17 protein-coding genes are annotated in these 18,229 nt (G+C 37.9%); 4 read left to right on the forward strand and 13 right to left on the reverse strand.

The window, feature by feature from the left end:
• Positions 1-107: 107 nt before the first annotated feature.
• Genes A3H37_01220 through A3H37_01230 form a run of 3 tightly spaced genes read right to left on the reverse strand, consistent with a single transcriptional unit; the run spans position 108 to position 3,132 of the window.
• The gene (locus A3H37_01220) at positions 108-1,631 is read right to left on the reverse strand and encodes a uroporphyrinogen-III C-methyltransferase (protein OGL49644.1); all 1,524 of its coding nucleotides are present in this window, start codon (positions 1,629-1,631) and stop codon (positions 108-110) included.
• Positions 1,628-2,542 (reverse strand): hydroxymethylbilane synthase, encoded by a 915-nt coding sequence (locus tag A3H37_01225; protein ID OGL49645.1) that lies wholly within the window; start codon positions 2,540-2,542, stop codon positions 1,628-1,630. The genes A3H37_01220 and A3H37_01225 overlap by 4 nt, the downstream gene beginning before the upstream one ends.
• 38 nt (positions 2,543-2,580) lie before the next feature.
• The gene (locus A3H37_01230; GenBank protein ID OGL49646.1) at positions 2,581-3,132 is read right to left on the reverse strand and encodes a hypothetical protein; all 552 of its coding nucleotides are present in this window, start codon (positions 3,130-3,132) and stop codon (positions 2,581-2,583) included.
• Positions 3,133-3,474: 342 nt separating this feature from the next.
• On the opposite strand from A3H37_01230, the gene A3H37_01235 reads away from it, so the two are divergent.
• A complete protein-coding gene (locus A3H37_01235; protein OGL49647.1) occupies positions 3,475-4,608 on the forward strand; it encodes an acyl-CoA dehydrogenase in 1,134 nt (377 codons plus the stop codon).
• 292 nt (positions 4,609-4,900) lie between these two features.
• Positions 4,901-5,347 (forward strand): hypothetical protein, encoded by a 447-nt coding sequence (locus tag A3H37_01240; GenBank protein ID OGL49648.1) that lies wholly within the window; start codon positions 4,901-4,903, stop codon positions 5,345-5,347.
• Between the two features lie 26 nt (positions 5,348-5,373).
• Here A3H37_01240 and A3H37_01245 read toward each other — a convergent pair whose 3' ends face one another.
• From A3H37_01245 to A3H37_01290, 10 genes are all read right to left on the reverse strand, one after another.
• Complete coding sequence (locus tag A3H37_01245) at positions 5,374-6,585, reverse strand: hypothetical protein (protein ID OGL49649.1); 1,212 nt, start codon at positions 6,583-6,585, stop codon at positions 5,374-5,376.
• A 225-nt stretch (positions 6,586-6,810) separates the two neighbouring features.
• Positions 6,811-7,059 (reverse strand): hypothetical protein, encoded by a 249-nt coding sequence (locus tag A3H37_01250; protein ID OGL49650.1) that lies wholly within the window; start codon positions 7,057-7,059, stop codon positions 6,811-6,813.
• A gap of 138 nt (positions 7,060-7,197) precedes the next feature.
• Positions 7,198-8,934 carry an aldehyde ferredoxin oxidoreductase gene (locus tag A3H37_01255; protein OGL49651.1) on the reverse strand — a complete coding sequence of 579 codons (1,737 nt, stop codon included), beginning with the start codon at positions 8,932-8,934 and terminating at the stop codon, positions 7,198-7,200.
• Positions 8,935-9,111: 177 nt separating this feature from the next.
• The gene (locus A3H37_01260) at positions 9,112-10,644 is read right to left on the reverse strand and encodes a hypothetical protein (GenBank protein OGL49652.1); all 1,533 of its coding nucleotides are present in this window, start codon (positions 10,642-10,644) and stop codon (positions 9,112-9,114) included.
• Positions 10,645-10,653: 9 nt separating this feature from the next.
• Positions 10,654-11,637, reverse strand: coding sequence for a hypothetical protein (locus tag A3H37_01265; protein ID OGL49653.1), 984 nt, complete (start codon positions 11,635-11,637; stop codon positions 10,654-10,656).
• Between the two features lie 92 nt (positions 11,638-11,729).
• Positions 11,730-12,476: an ABC transporter ATP-binding protein gene (locus tag A3H37_01270; protein ID OGL49654.1), complete on the reverse strand. Its 747-nt coding sequence runs from the start codon at positions 12,474-12,476 to the stop codon at positions 11,730-11,732.
• A gap of 2 nt (positions 12,477-12,478) precedes the next feature.
• On the reverse strand, positions 12,479-13,219 hold the full coding sequence (locus A3H37_01275; GenBank protein OGL49655.1) for a hypothetical protein: 741 nt from the start codon (positions 13,217-13,219) through the stop codon (positions 12,479-12,481).
• A gap of 65 nt (positions 13,220-13,284) precedes the next feature.
• Entirely contained in the window at positions 13,285-13,977 is a 693-nt protein-coding gene (locus tag A3H37_01280) for a hypothetical protein (protein OGL49656.1), read from the reverse strand.
• A gap of 121 nt (positions 13,978-14,098) precedes the next feature.
• Positions 14,099-14,872: an ABC transporter permease gene (locus A3H37_01285; protein OGL49657.1), complete on the reverse strand. Its 774-nt coding sequence runs from the start codon at positions 14,870-14,872 to the stop codon at positions 14,099-14,101.
• Positions 14,873-14,883: 11 nt separating this feature from the next.
• A complete protein-coding gene (locus A3H37_01290; protein OGL49658.1) occupies positions 14,884-15,243 on the reverse strand; it encodes a hypothetical protein in 360 nt (119 codons plus the stop codon).
• A 116-nt stretch (positions 15,244-15,359) separates the two neighbouring features.
• Between A3H37_01290 and A3H37_01295 the strand changes: the two genes are divergently transcribed.
• Together A3H37_01295 and A3H37_01300 are read left to right on the forward strand one after the other, a co-directional pair.
• Positions 15,360-16,064 carry a rhomboid family intramembrane serine protease gene (locus A3H37_01295; protein ID OGL49659.1) on the forward strand — a complete coding sequence of 235 codons (705 nt, stop codon included), beginning with the start codon at positions 15,360-15,362 and terminating at the stop codon, positions 16,062-16,064.
• On the forward strand, positions 16,064-18,214 hold the full coding sequence (locus A3H37_01300) for a hypothetical protein (GenBank protein OGL49660.1): 2,151 nt from the start codon (positions 16,064-16,066) through the stop codon (positions 18,212-18,214). Before A3H37_01295 ends, A3H37_01300 begins: the two co-directional genes overlap by 1 nt.
• Positions 18,215-18,229 lie beyond the last annotated feature (15 nt).

The raw sequence follows: 18,229 nt of genomic DNA on the forward strand, positions 1-18,229 counted from the left end.
TATTTAAATTCTAAAGCCAATTCTCCTTTATAAAACTCTTTTGGCAACCTGTGTCTTTTTTTTACAAACATTTTATTCTCGCAGGCTAAAGCCTGCGGCTACCATTGTTAATTAATATTATTAAAATAATTATCAATCGCTTCTACCATTCCTTTAATGGTGTATTCTTTTGGCATGATATCTGCTTTCATTTCAAACTCTTCAATTGCCTTTGATGTTACAGGACCAATTGAAGCTATGCTTATCTTATTAAAATAATAGATTATTTCTTTTTTTGTAAATAAATTAAAAAAGCTTTTTACCCCGGAAGGGCTTGTAAATGCAACAACATCTGCGTTGTTTTCTTTTAAAAGAGATTTAACTTTATTGCAGTTGACCTTTTCATTCTGAATTCTGTATAAGACTATTTCATCAACTTTTGCTCCTATTTTTTTGAGCCCTAAAGGCAATACCTTGCTTGTTTCCTGTGCCCTCGGGATTAAAATATTTTTTCCCTTAAGAGAATATTTTTTTAAGCCTGACAGAAGTGCTTCTGAATTATACTTTTTTGGGATAAAGCTTGCTTTGATTCCATATTTTTTTAGTTTTCCACCGGTTACTTTTCCGATAACTGCAAATTTAATTGCCTTAAAATCCTTTAAATGTTTTCCTTTTAAAATAAATCTTTTCATGAACAAATCTATTCCGTTCTGGCTTGTAAAGATTATCCAGTGGTATTTATTTATTTCCTTTATTGCTTTATCAATTATGAGAAAGTTTTCAACCGGAACTATTTTTATAACCGGAAGCTTAATTGCTTCTGCGCCGAAATTTTCAAGATGAGATGCTATTTTCGAGGCTCCGGGCTCCGGGCTTGTTATAAGAAATTTTTTATTAAAGAGAGGTTTCTTTTCATACCATCTAAGCTTTTTGCTTAAATTCACCACATCTCCAATAACAATTACTGCTGGAGGTTTTACCCTTTTAGTATTAGTCTTATTTTTTAATTCTTTAATAGTCCCGGTCAGAATTTCCTGCCGGGGTGTTGTACCTGAACTTATTATTGCTATCTGAGCAGAAGGGGATTTGCCAAGCCTTATGAAGTCGTCAAGTATTGAGCCAAGATTTCCTGCTCCCATCAGTATTACCAGAGTTCCTTGCAGGCTTGCTATCTCCTTTGTGATTACCGGCAGTGAAGAGCCATCTTTTTTATGTCCTGTAATGAAAGTAACAGCAGAGGCATAGTCTCTGTGCGTCAAAGGAATCCCTGCATAGGTAGGAACTGCGATTGCAGAGCTGACTCCGGGAACTATTTCAAAGGGAATTCTTTTTTCTGCAAGTGCAAGGGCTTCTTCTCCTCCTCTGCCAAAGATAAAAGGGTCTCCTCCCTTTAAACGGACGATTGTCTTCCCTTCCCTTGCTTTCTTTATGATTAACCTGTTAATTTCATCCTGTTTTATTGAATGGGATTTTGGTTTTTTGCCAAAGTATATCAGCTCAGCATCTTCTCTTGCGTAGGATAGAATGTCCTGATTAATGAGGCGGTCATAAACGACAACATCAGCATTTTTAATGCAGTTCACTCCTTTAAGGGTAATGAGTGAAGGATCTCCGGGACCGGCACCAACAAGATAAACTTTTCCTTTGTTCATATTCTTAGAATTTCTTTTCCGCCATTCTCCAATAATTTTTCTGCAAGCCTGATTCCTATCTCTTCAAAAGAGTTTATTTCTCCTTCCATGCTATCCCTGATAACTTTCTTTCCATCTTTTGTAGCAACAAGCCCTGTCAGTTTTAGTTTTTTATTTAAAACCTCTCCATAGGCTGCAACAGGAAATCTGCATGATGCTCCAATTTTTTTTGTGAAAACTCTTTCTGCAGAAACAGCAATAAGGCTCTCCCTGTTGTTGAGAAAGCTGACGAATTCCTGTATATCAGTATCATCATTTCTTGTTTCAATACCAAGCGCGCCCTGCCCGGCATCAGGGAGCATAATATCAGTTGAGATGTATTCAGTAATTTTATCTTTTAATCCAAGCCTTATAAGTCCTGCTGCTGCAAGAACGATTGCGTCATAATCTTCATTTTCTAACTTCTTAAGCCTTGTATCAACATTGCCTCTTATGTCTTTTATCAACAGGTCTTTCCTTGAATTTAAAATCTGAGCTTTCCTTCGCAGGCTTGATGTGCCAACAATTGAGTTGTGAGGCAATTCCTTAAGCTTCCCTCTTTTTGAAATCAGCACATCCCTTGGGTCTTCCCGTTCAGTTATTGCAGCTATACAAAGTTCATCAGGAATAGTGACTGGCACATCTTTCATGCTGTGGACACCAATATCGATTTCTTCTTTCAAGAGTGCTTCTTCAATTTCCTTTATGAACATATCATTTTTGCTAAATTCTCTTAATGGCTTGTCAGGTAATTTGTCGCCATAAGTTTTAATTTTGATTATTTTGACCTCTAATAGTGGATATTTTTTAACGATTTGCGCTTTTACCCAATCAGACTGTTTTAAGGCAAGAGGGCTTTTCCTTGTGCCAAGCCTCAGCTTTGTAATAACCATTGGCAGTTTTCAATAAACGGGTTTGAGAGAATCAACAATTAATTGTGAATATTCTTTCTGCCATTTCTGGCTACTAAAGATAAACGCATAGATTTCAATCTATCTCTAATCCTTGCCAATCTTTCAAGCTCTGCTCCATATTCCTTCCCAACGATATCTTCAAGCATTATTCTTAACTTTTTTGCAAAAGCCGGATATCTCCCGCTTGTGGAAATCGCTATCACAAGGTCTCCTCTCCGTATCACAGAAGGCATTATAAAGTCACATAGTTCAGGGCCATCAGCTACATTAACCAGCACTTTTCTTTTTTTAGCCTCTTTTGCAACTTCCTTGTTGATTTCAGAATCATCAGTTGCCACCACTGCAAGAAATGTATCCTTCAAATCCCCAACCCGGTATTTTCTGCAAATAACACTAATCTCAGATTTGTCTGCTAATCTCCTGATGTTTTTTGTGATTTTCGGGCTAACCACCATCATCTTTGCCCCACAATTAAGAAGGGACATTATTTTCCTCTCAGCTACTTTTCCACCACCTATAACTACACATTTTTTCCCATTGATATTTAAATGTATTGGATAATATTTCATAGCAAAATAAAAGTAGAACCTGTTAATTGTTTGCAAACTATAGTTTGTAAGAATGGTAATGTCAAATGCAGTATTTAATTCCTTTAAACACCATCCCCATTACTTCCACTCTGCCTGTGCGGAGCACGCCTGACTGCGAGCATCGCTCAGGCAGGCAGACAGGTCTCTTTTGTTCTTTTATTGTCAAAGTTATGTTTTCCATAACCTGACATTTTAACCTTGCAGTTAACCCCTGTCATTTTTACTTTGCTACCACAGTATAATTAAAATGCCTTGACAAAAGAGGTTTTTATAAAATAATAGAATATTTTTAAGTTAATTTAGTAAAAAGGAGCAATACAGATGTATGAACTTACAGAAGAACAGAAGATGCTCAAAGAACTTGCAAGACAGATTGCCGAGGAAGAAATAAAACCTATCAGGGCAGAGCTTGATAATACAGGAGAGTTCCCTTATAAAGTAGTAAAGGCTCTTGTTGACGCTGACCTTATGGGTTTGTTTATTCCAACTGAATATGGCGGTTCAGCCCAGGGAACTTTTGAGATGTGTCTTGTTATGGAAGAGCTTTCAAAGGCGTGCGGAGGAATAGCCCTTTGCTATGGCGCAACAGCCCTTGGAACTTATCCAATACTTCTTTTTGGCAGCGAGGAGCAGAAAAAAAAATATCTTCCAAGGATTGTAAAGGGGGAGCTTGCTGCATTTGCTCTTACAGAGGCTGAAGCAGGAAGCGATGCGGGTGGTGTCAGGCTGAAGGCTGAAGCTGGTGGCGATTATTATGTTCTTAACGGCGTAAAGCAGTGGATAACCAACGGAGGGGTTGCAGAAATCTACACAGTAATTGCTGCAACCAATAAAGCAAGGGGAAGCCGAGGGCTGTCAGGATTCATAGTTGAAAAGAATACACCCGGCTTTACTTTCGGGAACAAGGCAGACAAGATGGGCATAAGGGCTTCAATAACAAGCGAGCTTGTTTTTGAGGATTGCCACGTACCAAAGGCTAATATGCTTGGGAAAGAGGGAATGGGTTTTCCTGTTGCAATAAAAACCCTTGATAAGGCAAGGCCCGGTGTTGCAGCGCAGGCGCTTGGAATTGCGCAGGGAGCCCTTGATGAAGCTGTTGCATATTCAAAGACAAGGGTTCAGTTTGGGAAAGCAATCTCAACCTTTCAGACAATTCAGGTTATGCTTGCAGATATGGCAACAAAAACTGAGGCTGCAAGGGCGCTTGTTTACTCAGTGGCAAAATATATTGACAGCGGAGCTTCTGACATTTCAAAAGAATCCGCAATGTGCAAGCTCTATGCCTCTGATGTTGCAATGGAGGTAACAACTGATGCTGTGCAGATTCTTGGCGGATACGGATATATGAGGGATTACCCTGTTGAAAAGATGATGCGTGATGCAAAGATAACCCAAATCTATGAAGGCACAAACCAGATTCAGAGGCTTGTAATTGCGAACAGGCTGCTGAGGTAAATAGCTGTCAGCATTCAGCTATCAGATGTCAGTTTCCCATCAATAGTATTTTTTCATTGTCAATCAATAAACAGAATGGTATTATTTCCTTATTAAAGTTTGCATTGCTTAATTCACTTTCATTCAGACAAGTCCTTATTTAAGCAAAATCTGGATAAAAATATGGTTAAGAAAGTATTGAAAAGAAGTAATTTTAAAAATTCCTTATCAATAAAAGAGGACCTGTCATATTGGTTGAGCAGACCTACTGAAGAGCGCATTTCAGCAGTAGAGTATCTAAGAAAACAATATTATGGAAGTACAGCAAGACTTCAGAGAGTTGTTAGCATTATTCAATTCCCACAAAGTTGAATACATAATCACAGGGGGGTATGCCTTGGCGTTTCATGGCGCCCCTCGCTATACTGGTGATCTTGATATTTTTGTAAAACCCGATGAAGAAAACGCCCGCAGGGTATTAGCAGCACTTGATGAATTTGGATTTGGTTCAGTTGGCCTGAAGGAATCAGATTTTACTTATCCTGAGAAAGTTGTACAGCTTGGTGTTCCACCAGTCCGTATTGATATTATTTCATCCCTGTCAGGAGTTTTATGGGAAGAGGCACTTTTGGGCAGAGTCGAAGGAAAATATGGAGACATTTCCGTATATTACCTTGGTAAAAATCAGTTTATATCTAACAAGAGAGCAATGGGGAGGAAAAAGGACATGGCTGATATTGAGGCACTTGGTGAAGAATAAAAAAGAGCGGGAAACAAAATCCCTTTCTACAGACACTGCATCAGGTTTCGGCTCCAGAGGCAGTCGCCGCAAGGCTCGTCGTTCCCAAAGCAGTCTCCCTCAAACCTGTCTAAGAATCCGCAGCTTCCATAGGCAGGGCATTCAAGGCAGTGAGGATAAGTAAATTTATCAACACATGCCCTTAGTTCAACAAACTTTTTGGAATTCCAGATTTTTTCTAAAGATTTGTCATTTATATTCCCAAGACTCAATGGATAAACCTCACGACTTGTGCTGTCAAGATGGAATTTATGGGAGTGCATTAGCCTTGAGCAGGGTTTTACCTCGCCATCCCAAGAAATAAAAGCAGTTCTGTTCTTAACGAATTTGCATTCACGCTTTACATCTGAGTTTATTGGTGGAAGTGATAGCTCTATATTCAGCTTATCTGCTATTTTTTTTGTGGCTGCAAAAATATCTCTTTCCTTTGCAAGTGTTTTTTCATCTCTTTCAAAAAGCTTTCTTAAGTTTAGGAATATATCGTGGGATGCTGCTTCAGAATATGCGTCATTTATAACTGAATTTAATTTCTGTTCATACTCTTTTGTAACCATTTCTTTTCTGAAGAAGCTGAAGTTATAGTAATTTTTAAGATTCACTCCCTCTGTCCTTGCGCGTTTCATTGCTTTCTGGAAAATATCAATTGAAGCCTGAGACAGCATTTCAAATGATACCTCATTGAGCATTTCTTCTGTGTAGGGGAGGAGATGGGAAACTATTATAAACTCTATTTTATTTTCCTTTGCAAAATTTACTGCAAGAGGAAGCTCATCAAGATTGCGTTTCATTACCACGAATTCAAGTCCGAGTTTAGGCTTGCTTGTTTTTATTTTCTCTTTATACTGATTAATAAAATCTATGCTTTCTTTAATCTTTTTAAAATTTCCGCCCCTTCTTATATAGCCATAGGTTTCTGGTTTTATTCCGTCTATTGAGATTACAAGTTTGTCAATTTTGCTGCTTACAATTGCCTGAGCAGTTTTTTCGCATATAAGCATTGCGTTTGTTGTAAAACCGATTTCACTGTTTTCAGGCAAAAGTTCCTTTGCGATTTTAATTATTTCAAAAAGGCTGGCGTTCATCAAAGGTTCGCCGAGTCCGGTAAGATTCAGAAATTTTATTTGAGGCAAAGCAGGGATGAGTTTTTTAAATGTGCTGAGGTCCATATCTCCCTGATTTTCAGAGAATGTACCTCTCATGCACGTCCTGCAACTGATATTGCAGCGTGAAGATGTTTCAACATAAAGCTGTTTGATATGGTCTGTCATAATGATTAAGAATACTAATTTAATTAAAAAAATCCATGATTTTAATCATAGTTTATTGAAAAAAGTTTAGCAGAAAGCTTATATCCCATAAAATAAAAACGCACCCAAAGGGGTGCGCAACATTTTGCAATTTAAAATTTCCAATTTTAAATTTATTTAAGATGCTCCTCCTGCAACAGGTGGGAATATGGCTACACGGTCTCCGTCTTTTAAAAGACAGCTGAGTTCAGCATGGACTCCGTTCACAATAATTATCTTTGTTTCTTTTTCAGGGATTCCAAGCTGGTGAAGCAGCCCCTGTATGGTAAGACCTTCTTTGGCGGAAATCTTTTTGCCTTCTTTCAAATCAAGTCCGGGCAAATATTTTAATAAAGTAGCATATGTCCTGACTTCAATATCTGCCATTTTAAGCTTCCTAAATTAATCCCCTATGAACTTACAAACTTGCTTTTTATCTATTTCAAACTAAATCCCCCCTACCCCCCTTTGTTAAAGGGGGGATTTGGGGGGATTTTAACTTCTCGAAGAAACATATTCTTACCCTTAGATATTAGCCCAAACTTTATCAAGCTCTTCAGGTTTAATCTCAAATGTTATATTGTGAGGCGGGCATTTTTCATCATCAAAAAATTCCGGCAGACGGTCATCAGCCTTGGTAAAGCCTGCTTTCCTGTTGAACTCAAGCTCTGTCTTAATGACCTGTGTGCCGATTTTTGGAATATCATCAACTGTAAGTGTTGTGCCGTATTCGGCATTGATCATGTCTATAATCGCCTGCAATCCTTCCGGCAGGTCAAGGCAGGCAATTGCAACAAAGAGGCAAAGCCCTGTGCAATCAACTGTTGCTGTTGCAATCTGCATGGCTCTTGACACATCTACCTGCCCCTCCGGTTTTAATGGATTAACATCTCCGCCTACCTTAAGGATATTCTGCAGTACCGCATATCCTGCAGTATGGTCTCCACCCATTGTGCTGGTTGCATAAGTTACACCGATTCCTTTTACAGTCCTCGGGTCATATGCGGGTAATCCCTGTCCTTTAACTGCTGCAACTCTTGAAATTCCAAAAACTCTACCTGTTACTGCTGCTCCCTGACCTAAAATTTTTCCAAGAGGAGTTTTCTTGCCAATTTCCTGAAGCAACTTAATGAAAGAATCTGCATCACCCCATTTTGCAAGCCCTGCTTCTGCGGCAACTGCAAGAGTAACACCTGACTCTATAGTATCAAGTCCGGTGTCTGAACAAATCCTTATCATCTGGGCAACCTTGTCAAGGTCATCTACTTCAAGATTAGCACCAAGAGACCATACAGATTCATATTCCATTGGTGCTGTTATAGCCTTGCCATTTTTGTCAGGATATATATTTGAACATCTGATAACACAACCCGGATGGCATGCATGGACAGCCTTCCCTTCTCCTCCACGGGCTTTGGCTACTTCTGCTATTTTTTCTCCACTAATGTTGGCTGCTGTTTCAAAACGCCCTCTTCTGAAATTCTTTGTTGGGAAGCCTCCAGCTTCATTCAATATGTTTACAAGAACTGCTGTGCCGTAATTCGGCAGGGCTTCACCTGTTACGGGATGCTTTAGCAAAACCTGTGAAAATACCTTTGCAGCATTTTTAAACTTTTCTTCATCTTTTATAGGAACCTTATCTGCACCCTTGTCATCTACGATGATAGCCTTAATTTTTTTTGAACCCATTACTGCGCCAAGACCACCGCGCCCGGCAAATCTGCCCGGTCCTCCTTCAGGGTCATTTACTGAAATCCCTGCATTGCACATTCTTTCCTCACCGGCAACGCCAATGCATATTACGCCAACCTTTCCGTATTTGTCCCAGAGCTTTTTATTAAGCTCATATGTTCCAATGCCTGCTAAGTCATTGGCAGGAACGATTTTTACACCGTCCTTGGTCACTTCCAGCATATAAAATTTATTATCTTTTGGCATCCCTTCAATGATAATGGCTTTCACATTACATTTTGCAAGTTTCTGACTTGCAATACCGCCTACGTTGGATTCCTTAATTGCTCCGGTCAGAGGGCTTTTCCCGCCAAAAGACATCCTTCCTGAACAGGCAGCAGATGTTCCGCTTAAAAGTCCCGGCGCCAGAATCAATTTATTGTGAATGCCCAGAGGATGGCAGGTAGCAGGAACTTCATCATTAACTATTGATGACGTTAATCCCCTTCCCCCTGCAGCAGCATATTTAGAAGGACATTTCTCCTCCTTGACCTTCAAATCGGTCATGTTCACCCTATAAATTTTGTCCATAGGACTCCTCCTTGATTAAAATGTTGTTAAACAGAAATAATGCGATATTGCCTTTTCCGGAATGAATGACAAACATTCTTATAAAGGACTCTTAAAATCTAGTCAAGGGAATTCTGAGGGTTGATTACGCAGATTAAAAATGATTACAAAGATTTCAGGTTGTAAGGTTTTTTGTTGTTATTTCAGAGGGAAGTAGAGGACTCTCCAGTGATTTTTCACACCTTCTTTTTTATGTTCGAAAAGTCCTTTTAATATTGAAAAGCCTTTTCCGCTTTTATCGCTTTCATACGAGAAAAGAAGCGGTATTTTAATTGTTTTCCAATCATCTTTCTTCTGGTATTTGTAAAGGTCCCAGAAAAGGGTTGTCTCGGAATTACCCTTTTTGTCCCTGTTGTATCTGCAGAAAGTCCAGAAAGGCGAGAAGTTTTTTTCAAATTTTTCTATGAACAGTCCCTCCCCTGAAAAAGGTATCAATGACAGGGAAGAAATTTCTGTTCTGTCCTCTTTGTCCCTTCTGTAAGACAGAAAAGGCCAGAGATTGATTTTTCTTGCGGTTTTCTTTCCGTCTGTCCATGTTTCCTTTCTGTCTGTAAAAAAAGGTACAAGGGTTTTAACCTTTTTTTCATGTCCATCTGTGGTTATTTTATCAAACCAGAAGAATGGCCAGAGGAAAAAATTGTGTGTTATATCTTCGCTTTTATCGAATCTGAAAAGAGGGAAGAATTGCCTTACCTGCCTTGTTTCTCCGGAAGTAAAAGAAAAAACAGGCCAGATGATATCGTAGCGAGCATAGTTCCGTTTTTTGTTATTATCATACAGATATAAAGGAAACATTACGACTCCAACTTCTCTTTCCTCTGATTTCTCATAACCATAGAATGGAAGCACAATCAGACTCTCTTCTGCAAGTTTATTCCCTTCATAGAATTTCTGGTTGCTGTAGAATGGCCAGAGATAATATTTTTTAAGGTATTTTCCTTCTGCTTTGTCAAAGCCGTAAAATGGAAAGAATTTAAAACCTGTATGCCCTTCTCCCTTTGCGTAATGGAATATGGGCCAGAGAATTTCCCATCCTCTGTCATCACCTTTTCTTGTTTCAACATAGAGAGGAAAGCCTATAAATTTTAATTCATCCTTATTAAGCCACTTTTTTAAGTTTCCATAAAATGGGAAGAAAAGGTTGTATTTTCCGTTTTCTGCTTCTCCGCCTATATAGAAGGGAAGAAACAGAGTGGAGCCAATCCTTCTGCCGTCATCCTGTGTTTCATATTTTGAATAATAAAATGGGATAAACCTTCCAAGCACCCCTTTTTCATCTCTCGCATATCTTCCAAGGGGCCAGAAAAAGTCTATATTTATCTTTTTTTTATCAATATCTTCTTCAACATCAAGGACAGGTCTCAATGCATAATTTAACTTTTCCGGACTGTATTTCAGTTCAAACAGAGGACCCAAGATTCTTACTTCTGCGGATTGCCTTGAGTCATCAGTTTTTTTATAATACAGGGGGCTTAAGTCTAAATATTCTTCTTCTGAGAAAGCGGGTAAAGGATTTGAAAGAATCAGTCCATAGAATAGCAGCGCAATGATGGATAAAAAACAACATTTCTTTGTCATAGTATTAAAATGCGGGGTCAGAAGACCCCACCTGTCTGCATGCAGAATATTCCTCTCATGCGAGCGGGTTATAATGAATTTTAAGCTCAGCACAATAAATTCTCAGAAGAGAGAGAACAGGGCGCTTATGAAAGTTGATATCGGAGAAAGCTCGCTTGCCTGCTCTGCCGAATCCCCAAGCTGTTTCAGAGATTTTTTAGCATCATGGTAGAGCGTTTCATCATTGACAAGTTTTCCAAGGGTTCCTTCGCCCTTATCAACCTTTGCAGTAATGCTGTTTAAGGATTTTGTGGTATCTTTAAGTCCAGCAATTGTTTCTTTAAGGTTTTCCCTGTTCTCCTGAATGACTGAATCAAGGTCTTTGCTGATTTTTGAAAATTTCTCCATTACCTCAGGGGTTTTTTCTCTTAATGTGCCGGAAACTTTTTCAAAATTATCTAATGTTTTGTTTACTGAATTTTCATTATTAGCTACCAGGGTATTAAGCCGGAGAGACAGCTCGTCAATATTCTGCACAGCACTTTTTACTGAGGCTTCATTCTGCGCAAGCATTCTGTTTAAAGTTTTAGTTGCATCTTTTATGTTGGAAAGGGTTTCGTTTATGTTTTCCTTGTTTTCGGTAACAACCTTGTCAAGCCCATTGGCAACACTTGTGAGTTTCAGGACAAGCTTGTCAACATCGGCAGATGCCTCTCCCTGCGTGATTACAGCGCCATTTTCAAGTTTTCCTGATTCAGGATTTCCATAGCTGATTTCTATAAATTTCTGTCCCAGAAGGCTTTCTGATTTTACTGATGCGGTTGCATTCTTGTAAATCTTAACCTCGGAGTTAATATCCATCGTGATTTCTGCTTTTGATCCCTTTAATTCCATATTCTCAATTTTTCCTATCCTTACACCTGCCAGTTTTACCGGAGATTCTTTTTCAAGCCCTGTTACGCTATCCATGTATGTAATGATATGGTACCCGCTTTTCTGAAGCCATTTTATTCCGCCAAACTGAAAAGATAACCACACAAAAAGTATTATTGCTCCTGTAACAAACAAACCTACCTTTGCCTCAAGGCTTACATTCCTTCTTTCCATTAGTGACACTCCTTACACTTGAGATTTAAAATTTAAAATTACTGATCTTAATTTTTACATTTTTATTTTATTAACTCTTTAAATCATCATACCTAAATTATCTTTATTGGCCCCTCTGCTGAACCGCTTAAGAACTGGATAACATAAGGGTTATCTGTTTTTTTCAGCTCTTCTGTTGTTCCGTAAAATTTAATATCTCCATTATATAAGAGCGCTACTTTATGAGCTATTTTATACAAGCCAGGAATATCATGGCTTACAACTATTGATGTTATACCAAGGCGTTCCTGAGTACCTTTGATTAAATGGTTTATTGCATCTGAAAGAATCGGGTCAAGTCCTGTCACAGGTTCGTCATAGATTATGATTTCAGGGTCAATTGCAAGGGCTCTTGCAAGCCCGACCCTTCTTTTCATTCCCCCTGATAACTCAGAAGGCATTTTGTCTTCAACATCTTTTAGCCCTACATCAAGAAGCCTTTCTCTTACAATTTTATTTATATCCTGCAACTTCATCTTTGTATTTTCAAAAAGGCCAAAACCGACATTTTCTCCAACTGTCATTGAGTCAAAGAGCGCGGCAAACTGAAAAACAAACCCAAACTTTTTCCTTACCTCATTCAGTTCCTTATCATCTAATTTTGTAATATCAACTCCGTCTATCAGAACCTCTCCGCTGTCAGGCTTCATAAGCCCTATGATGTGTTTCAATATTACGCTTTTCCCCTGACCGCTTCCGCCTATTATTACCGTAACTTTGCCCTTTTCTATGGTCAGGTTAATGTTGTTTAAAACCTTTTTCCCTTTAAAGGTTTTTGTTAAATTTTTAATCTCAATCATGTTTACCTTAAAGTCTTTCTGTATATATCCTGTTTAATATGGCTTCTGAAATCTTTTCCCCTTATCTCAACAATCCTGCACATCTCATAGAGCCTTGAAACAAGCCTGTAGCCAATCCTGTCCTCAAGAGTATCTTCATTGGATTTTGAGGGTTTTTCAATTAGATAATTTGTTGTAATGATTGTCACCCTTTTTTCATTGTATCTCTTATTGATGATGTAGGTTAAGATATCCCTTCTCCAGTCTGTTACCTTGTGCGCTCCAAGGTCATCAAGGAGCACAACCTCTTTATTGAGAACCGGAGACAGAATCTCTGATTCAGACACTTCAGAATCAGGACTAAAGCTCATCTGGATTGATTTGAGCAGGTCCCAAAAATCAAAAAAGATACATGGCACCCCCTTTGTTTTAATGAGAGCCTGTAATATTGCAACTGAAAGATGGGTTTTCCCGACACCGCAATCCCCTATAAAAAAAAGCCCTGCATCATCCACATCAGGATAATTTTTTACGAACTGCTCGGCTATTCTTTTTGCTACCCTCTGGCTTGGGTCGTGGTTTTCATAGCTTTCAAAGGTACAGAACCTGTATCTGCCTGGTATCTTTCCCTGTTCAATGAGCTTGTTGCGGGATTTAGTCTTAAAACATTCGCAGCGCTTAACCTGCGCTATTCCTTTTACATCAACTTCCTTCCATCCTGTACCCTGACAGATTTGGCATTCTGACTTGTTCAGTTCTTCCATATATTTTCCTCTATTATACCCATTAAATTTGGGCAGGTGCAAGACCTGCCCCTACATTTCTGTAATCAAAAATCTATGTCCAGAAGAGTTCTGAAACCGAACTTCCTTCTCAGTCTTGAATCAACCATTGCTTTAAGAGATTCATTATAATCTTTCTCTTCCATTTTTTTTCTGTATGGAAGGAGTTTCTTTTCACACTCTTCTCTCAGAGATAAAAAAGTATTTTCATCAATCATTTGCTTTGCTTTATTCAAAACCATACTATCAAGACTCTCAATTTCTTCTATAAGTTTTTCTATGTTTTTTATTTTTAAACCCTTTGTATTTTCTTCAATCTTTTCAATGCCTGATAAAAGCATATCTTTCAATTTTTCAGCTATGGATAAATCTTTTTTCTCAAGAGTTTTCATTTCCTCTTCAATATTTCCGCGAAGGCTTTGCAAGAAGTTTAAAAAATTCTGGTTATAATTTTCCGGCTCTTTCATTTCTTCAAGAACTTCTGATTTCCCGGTTTTATTCTCTTTAAAGTCCTTCCAGTATTTCAATATATGCTTTTCACAATATTCCAGAGTTGGAACAGTCATTATCTTTCCTTTCTTGGAAAAATTCAACCCTTCAATCGCGTTATCTATTCCCTCTTTTACAATATTTACAGGGATTCCCATGGATTCCCATTTTTCAATAAGAAGCCATTCTTTGTGGAATATCATTAACCCGCCGTTTCTTTTCTCAACTAAAAACCTCTCAACTTCTTTCACGTAATCCATTTGCATTTGTAATAATCTTTAATTTAAGGATAGCTTTTAAAATCCCCCCTCATTTCTCCTTTTCTAAAGCGGGGATGAGGGATTAATTTTTCCTAAAATCTCTGTAATAAGATTATCTGAAAAATGTAGCTGTCATAAAGTAATCGATAATAAGAATCAGCACAGATGCTATTACTACTGCCCTTGTAGTGGCTTTCCCAACTCCCTCTGCTCCTCCTTCTGCAAAATAGCCCTTGTAACAGCCAATCAAAGAAAGAATAAGGCCAAATACAATTGCCTTTTCAAGTCCCTGCATACAGTCAGAAACATGAAGATTTTCCCTTATTCCTGTCCAGAAAAGAACTGAACTCTGCCCGAGAAATTTTACTACAATCACATACCCGCCTATTATTCCTACGAAATCAGCAATTATGGTGAGAAGTGGGACTACTATCATGCCTGCAACTATTCTTGGAACTATGAGGTATTGTACAGGGTTTACTGCCATAACCTCCATGGCATCTATCTGCTCAGTAACTTTCATTGAACCGATTTCAGCTGCAATCAGAGAGCCTGCCCTTCCTGTTACCATCAGAGCAGTCAAAACAGGGCCAAGCTCTCTTGTGAGAGCTAAAGCCACTACATATCCAACCAGATATTCCGCGCCGAACTGGTGGAAACCCCTGTAGGTTTGAAGGGAGAATACTGCACCTGTGAAAAATCCTGTGAGAACAACAACTGAAACTGAATTTATTCCTATGACCTCCATCTGTTTGAGAGTATTTGTTAATTTAAAGGGAGGTCTGAAAAGCCATACAACAGTGTTAAACAGGAAGATTATTATCCTTCCCATTTCTTCAATGAGTTGAGTGGTACGCTCTCCTATTTTTTCAAATATATTTTTCATAGTTTGAAGCTCTATTTTGGATTTTCAATTATTCTTTTTAGAGTTTCCTTAAGCTCGTTCAAGTCAAAAGATTTTACAATATATGCGTCAGCTTTCAGCTGTTCAAAATCAGAACGGTATTTGTCATAGGCAGTGTTTACTATTATGGGTATATCATTTCTTATCTCTTTTATCTGCCTGAAAGCCATTCTGCCATCAATATTTGGCATTTTGATATCAAGGACTACAACATCAACGTTCTCATTCCTGAGTTTGTATATTCCGTCAATTCCGTCGGATGCCAGGATAACTCTGTAACCTTCTTCTTCAAGCTCTTCCTGGTAGAGCTGCCTTATTGACTTTTCATCTTCTATGATTAAGATAGTTTTCAATTTTTTATAGTATAAATTTTGATAAAAATGTATTGTAAAATTGTAGACTTAAAAAGTTTTATCTTTTAACAATTAATATATCAACACTTACTTTATTTATCAATTGAATTAATAATATGATTCCACTCAAGGATACCATACCGTCAAGAACCTATCCATTCGTAAATATCTTCATAATAATTTTAAATATCCTCGCATTTGCTTATGAGCTGTCTTTAGGTAAGAGGCTTGACATGTTTATCCTGTCTTATGGTGTAATTCCAATAAAATTTTATTATTTACTTGCAACACAGCCTTTTAATTTTTTAAATATTTTTTTTCCTTTTTTAAGTTCAATTTTCCTCCACGGCGGTTGGATACATATAATTGGGAATATGCTGTATCTCTGGATATTTGGAGATAATGTGGAAGACAGGATGGGACATCTGAGGTATTTTGCTTTTTATATTATCTGCGGTGTTCTGGCAGGGGGTGTCCATCTATATACAAATCCCACATCAGGTGTGCCAACAATAGGGGCAAGCGGCGCAATTGCCGGGGTAATGGGTGCGTATTTTATTATGTTTCCGGGTTCAAGGATAATTACGTTTGTGCCAATTTTTTTCTTTTTTCAGATTATTGAAATACCGGCATTTTTTTTTATCGGGTTCTGGTTTCTGATGCAGTTTTTCTCCGGTTCTCTTTCTCTTGCATCTGCAGGACAGAATGTTGGCGGAGTAGCATGGTGGGCTCATGTTGGAGGGTTTGTGTGCGGAATGGCTCTTGTTTTCTTTTTCAGGAAAAGGAAGCGCAGTTACAAGGTTTTTCGTGACCAGATATAATGAAAGAAATCTTTTTTAAATATCACTTGCTCGCGGTTTTGATAATCACAGTGCTATCTGTGATTGTTTATTCCAACACATTCAATGTTCCTTTTCATTATGATGACCGCCCTGTTATTATAGAAAATCCGAATATCAAGGATATAAGAAATATTTCAAATGTGCTTTTTCACAATCCCTCCCGCCCTCTGTTCAGTCTTTCCTTAGCTCTGAATTATTATCTTAACGGGCTTAACCCTTTTGGTTATCACCTTGTGAATCTTTTCTTTCATGTTTTAAGCGGGCTGCTGGTTTATATTTTGACGTTTTTGATTTTTAAAAATTTGCCTGCCTTTTTTGGAGCCTCTTTTTATCCTTTTTATTTAAGCTCTCTTTTTTCCGGGCTTATCTTTTCCGCTCATCCCATTCAGACTGAGTCAGTTACCTACATTTCAAGCAGGTCAGGTGTGATGTGCACAAGCTTTTATCTCCTTTCAATAATCTTTTTCATAAAATATTTAAAATCAACAAAAATAAAATATTTCTTCTATCTGCTCAGCATTTTATCCTTTCTGGTTTCTCTTGGGATAAAGGAGACAGCAGTTACATTGCCGGCAATTCTCCTGCTTGTCGATTATTTTTTCCTGTCAAAGAAACCAAACAGAGAAAACCTTCTTTCTGAAAAGAGCCTGTCAGCAGAATCAATAACAGGTGTTTTGAAAAAGAAATGGTATCATATCCCTTTCTGGCTTTTAATCCTTGTGATTTTTATTATCAGGTATTTTCTTTATGGAACAGTGGGGCATCCCAAGTTTCATAGGAATCTCATTTACCATTTACTCACTCAGTCGCACGTGATAATCAACTATTTCAGACTTCTTTTTCTGCCTTTCAATTTAACTATTGATTATGTTTTCCCAATTTACAAAGATATTTTTGAACCTTTGACAGCCCTTTGTATAATTATAATTTTTCTCATATTAATTTTTTCATTTAAAAATATTAATAAATCACCTGTTCTGTCCTTTTCAGTTCTCTGGTTTTTTATTACCTTAAGTCCTACTTCATTAATCCCTTTGGAAGACTCTATGAGTGAGAGATGGCTTTACCTTCCATCAATTGGGTTTTGTTTATTCATGGTATTTATTTTAAAACCTTTCTTTGGGAAAGAAAGAATAACAAAATTTTCACCTTTTCTTATTCTGTCAATCATTTTGCTCTTGTTTGCCGCAAATTCTTATCAGCGCAATATTATCTGGCAAAGTGAGTATACACTCTGGAAAGATGCATTGGCAAAAACCGGTAATAAGGCAAGGCCTTACTTAGCCCTTGGGTACCTCAATTTTAAGAATGGCAATTACAGGAAAGCAATAGACTACTACAAAAAATCCATTGAGTTATATCCAACTGCAGAGGCATACAACAATTTAGCCTATGCTCTGACAAAATTAAAAACCTCAAATGATACAGCTGTTATTCAGCTATTAAAAGAATCAATATCCTTAAAGCCAGGGAATTACAAGGCATATTTAAACATTGGAGATATATATTTTATAAAAAAGGATTATAATGAGGCTCTGAAATATTATCAGAAAGCCCTTGATGTAAATCCGAAGTTTTCTGCTGCCCATCTGGGGATAGGAATAATTGATGAAAGGCTTGGGAGGACTTCTGCTGCTCTTGAAAGATATAGAACTGCGCTAAAGTTTGATCCCCTTAACAGAGAGGCTTTATACAGCCTTGGAACACTTTATTTAAACACAGCGCAATATGTAAATGCGATTATTACATTGGAGAGGTTAATAAGTTTATCTGCGAATAACCCTGATGTCTATTATAACCTTGGATTGTGTTATTATTATATTGGCGATTACAAAAAGGCAATGGAGGCATATCAGCAGTCTTTAAAAATCAACCCATATAAGGCTGATGTCCATAACAGCATGGGCGTAAGCCTTCTCATGATGGGTGAAGTAGACAGGGCTATGGAGGAATATGCGGTTACCATAAGAATTGACCCGAAATTTGCTCAGGCTTACGGGAATATGGGGCTGGTTTATAAACAGATGGGAGAAAAGGATAAGGCAATTGCGATGTTCAAAGAGGCTCTTAAATTTGACCCGGACAATCAATCTACAAAGGAGAATCTTAGAGAGCTTGGAAGCAAATAGCCAAGTGAACTCCTC

This window comes from Candidatus Schekmanbacteria bacterium RIFCSPLOWO2_02_FULL_38_14, from assembly GCA_001790855.1.
In the GTDB taxonomy this organism is placed as follows: Bacteria; Schekmanbacteria; GWA2-38-11; order GWA2-38-11; family GWA2-38-11; genus 2-02-FULL-38-14-A.